General features: G+C 68.5%; 3 protein-coding genes. All 3 read left to right on the forward strand.

Going from position 1 to position 2,755, the window contains the following annotated elements; all coding sequences use genetic code 11:
• Positions 1–187: 187 nt before the first annotated feature.
• The gene (locus D7Y11_RS42190) at positions 188–1,036 is read left to right on the forward strand and encodes a DUF692 domain-containing protein (protein WP_126936482.1); all 849 of its coding nucleotides are present in this window, start codon (positions 188–190) and stop codon (positions 1,034–1,036) included.
• On the forward strand, positions 1,033–1,770 hold the full coding sequence (locus D7Y11_RS42195) for a DUF2063 domain-containing protein (protein WP_126936483.1): 738 nt from the start codon (positions 1,033–1,035) through the stop codon (positions 1,768–1,770). Before D7Y11_RS42190 ends, D7Y11_RS42195 begins: the two co-directional genes overlap by 4 nt.
• A 133-nt stretch (positions 1,771–1,903) precedes the next feature.
• A complete protein-coding gene (locus tag D7Y11_RS42200) occupies positions 1,904–2,467 on the forward strand; it encodes a chalcone isomerase family protein (protein WP_120580710.1) in 564 nt (187 codons plus the stop codon).
• Positions 2,468–2,755 lie beyond the last annotated feature (288 nt).

Consider the following 2,755-nt stretch of genomic DNA (forward strand, 5'->3'; position numbering starts at 1 on the left):
GGAGAAGGGCGCCGAGGGCTCCTGTGGCGCCGGCTCCTGCGGCGCTGGCTCCTGCAGCGGCAAGAAGTAGTCATCCCTTCGGGAGGGCCTGCGTGACAGGTCTCCTCCCAGGCTCGCGGGCGGCGGGAAGAGTCCTTCCTGCCGCCCGTGTTGTTTCCACCCCGCAAGCTCCAAGGAGGAGCGCCGCATGCCGTCCCCCCGCTATGCAGACCGCCATGGATTGAAGCCGTTGGGGGCGGGCATCGGGTTGCGCCGCGACTTCTACGAAGCGCTGCCGCGCACGCCTCGCGCGCTGGACTGGGTGGAGATCATCCCGGAGAACTTCCTCACGCTGGGCGGCCGCTCCCAACGCGCCCTGGACGCGTGCCGCGAGCGCTGGACGCTGCTGCCGCACGGCGTGGGCCTCAACATCGGCGGGCCGGACGCGCTGGATGACGACTACGTCACCCGACTGGCCGCGCTGGTGAAGCGGCTGGACGCGCCGTTCTTCTCCGACCACCTGTGCTACTCGCGGTTGGGCGGCGTGCACCTGCACGACCTGCTGCCGCTGCCCTTCACGGAGGCCGCGGTGGAGCACGTGGTGCCGCGCGTGCGCGAAGTCATGGCGCGCGTGGAGCGCCCCTTCCTCCTGGAGAACCCCAGCTACTACGCGGCCATGCCGGGCGGCACGCTGAAGGAGGCGGACTTCCTGCGCCAGGTGGTGGAGGCCGCGGACTGCGGTCTGCTCCTGGACGTGAACAACGTCTGGGTCAACGCGAGGAACCACGGCTACGACCCGCGCGCCTTCGTGGACGCGCTGCCCCTGGAGCGCGTGGTGCAAGTGCATCTGGCCGGCCATGATGTGCGCGAGACGGTCCTCATCGACACGCACGGCGACCGCGTCTGCGACGACGTGTGGGCGCTGTACCGCTACACGCTGGATCGCACCGGCCCGGTGTCCACGCTGATTGAGTGGGACCAGGCCATCCCCTCCCTGGACGCCGTGATGGACGAGGCGGACCAGGCGCGCGCCGTGCTCGCGGAGGGTTCGCGATGAAGCCGTCGCTGAGGCACTTCTTCGACAGCATGGACGCGTACCTCGCGGGGCCACCCGGCGCGGAAGGTCTGTTGAAGCTGTCCGCGTCGCACCCGGGCTGGGACGTGGATCCGGAGCGCATGGCGCTCTACGGCCAGTTCGTGCGCGGCCACGTGCGCTCCACGCTGGAGAAGCTCTTCCCGCTGACGCGCAAGGCGGTGACGCCGGACGCGTGGGACGCGCTGGTGGAGGGCTACACCCGCACGCGGCCCGCGCGGCACTACGAGCTCAACCGCCTGGGCGAGGGCTTCGCGCCCTTCGTCTCGGACTCCGCCGCCGCGAAGGGACTGCCGCCGTTCCTGCCCGCGCTCGCGCGCTTCGAGTGGACGGACTTCGCGGTGTTCGCCTCCGAGGAGGACATCCCGGAAGCGGTGGAGCGCCTGACGCCCAACCCCACGCTCACGGTGCTGGAGCAGCCCTACCAGCTCTGCGCGTTCGTGCGGGCCCGGGGCGCGGAAGCAGCGCCGGTGGAAGGCGAGGAGCTGGCGCTGCTCTGGCGCCATCCGGAGCGGCTGGTGACCTTCTTCATGGCGGCCACTCCGCCCGCGCTGCTGGTGCTGAAGATGGCCGTGGAGGGCCTGTCAGAAGAGGCCGTCGTCCAGGCCACCGGCATGTCCGCCGCGGACCTCCACGCGGAGGTGGTGCGCTTCGCGAAGGACGGCCTGGTGCTGGCTCCTCCAGCCCGTATTCACTGAAGAACCTGTTGTCTTCCGAGCGGTTTCGCCGCAGCACGTCAAGACGCAAGTGTCCTTCATGGATCCTTTCGTGAAGACGCATGGCTAGGTTTGCGTCCAACATCGCGCAGAAACCGACCCGGAGGTTTTCACCATGAAGAAGACGCTGACTGCCGTGCTGCTGTCGCTGACCCTCGCCGCGCCCGTCATGGCCAAGGACATCGCGGGTGTGAAGTACCCGGAAACCGCCACCGTGGCTGGCAAGGAGCTGAAGCTCAACGGCGTGGGCCTGCGCAAGAAGGCCATCTTCAAGGTCTACACGCTGGGCCTCTACGTGGAGAACCCCACGCAGGACGCCACCGCGCTGCTCAACGCGGATGAAGTGAAGCGCGTGCGCATGTTCATGAAGCGCGACCTCAAGAAGGAGCAGATCACCGAGGCCATCGAGAACGGCTTCAAGAAGAGCGCGGGCGCGAACATGCCCAAGCTCCAGGCGCGCCTGGACGCCTTCAAGGCCGCCATCCCCGCGGAGGTGAAGGAGGGCCAGGAGCTCAACCTCACCTACGTCCCCGGCAAGGGCACCACCGTGCAGGTGACGGGCGGCCAGTCCATCGACGTGGAGGGCAAGGACTTCGCGGACGCGCTCTTCTCCGTGTGGCTGGGCAAGGACCCCGTGGACAGCGGCCTCAAGGACGGCATCCTCGGCAAGGAAGACTGACGCTCCTCCGCGCTTCACCCGGAGTCCTGCGCGCGCCCCCGGAGCGGCCCTTCTTCACGGAAGGGGCGTTTCGTGGGGCGCGGTCGTTTCGGGAGGCAACGCCATTGCTTCAATGGTGGACAGCGGACGGCGCCCCTGTCACACGCGCATGAGTTGAAGCTGGAATGCCCCCGTGCATCAGGGGTTGATGCGCGCCGGATTCTCACCCCTTGTCCGTGCTGGAGAACGCATTGAAGCGACTGGCCCTCTTCGCCGCCTCCTGTGTCCTTGGCGCCGCCTGCAAGACGG

This window comes from Corallococcus sp. AB018 (assembly GCF_003986945.1).
Lineage (GTDB): Bacteria > Myxococcota > Myxococcia > Myxococcales > Myxococcaceae > Corallococcus > Corallococcus exiguus.

Coding starts and splice junctions, on each gene's coding strand:
- D7Y11_RS42190 (WP_126936482.1), top strand. CDS start 188: ATGCCGTCCCCCCGCTATGCAGACCGCCATGGATTGAAGCCGTTGGGG.
- D7Y11_RS42200 (WP_120580710.1), top strand. CDS start 1,904: ATGAAGAAGACGCTGACTGCCGTGCTGCTGTCGCTGACCCTCGCCGCG.
- D7Y11_RS42195 (WP_126936483.1), top strand. CDS start 1,033: ATGAAGCCGTCGCTGAGGCACTTCTTCGACAGCATGGACGCGTACCTC.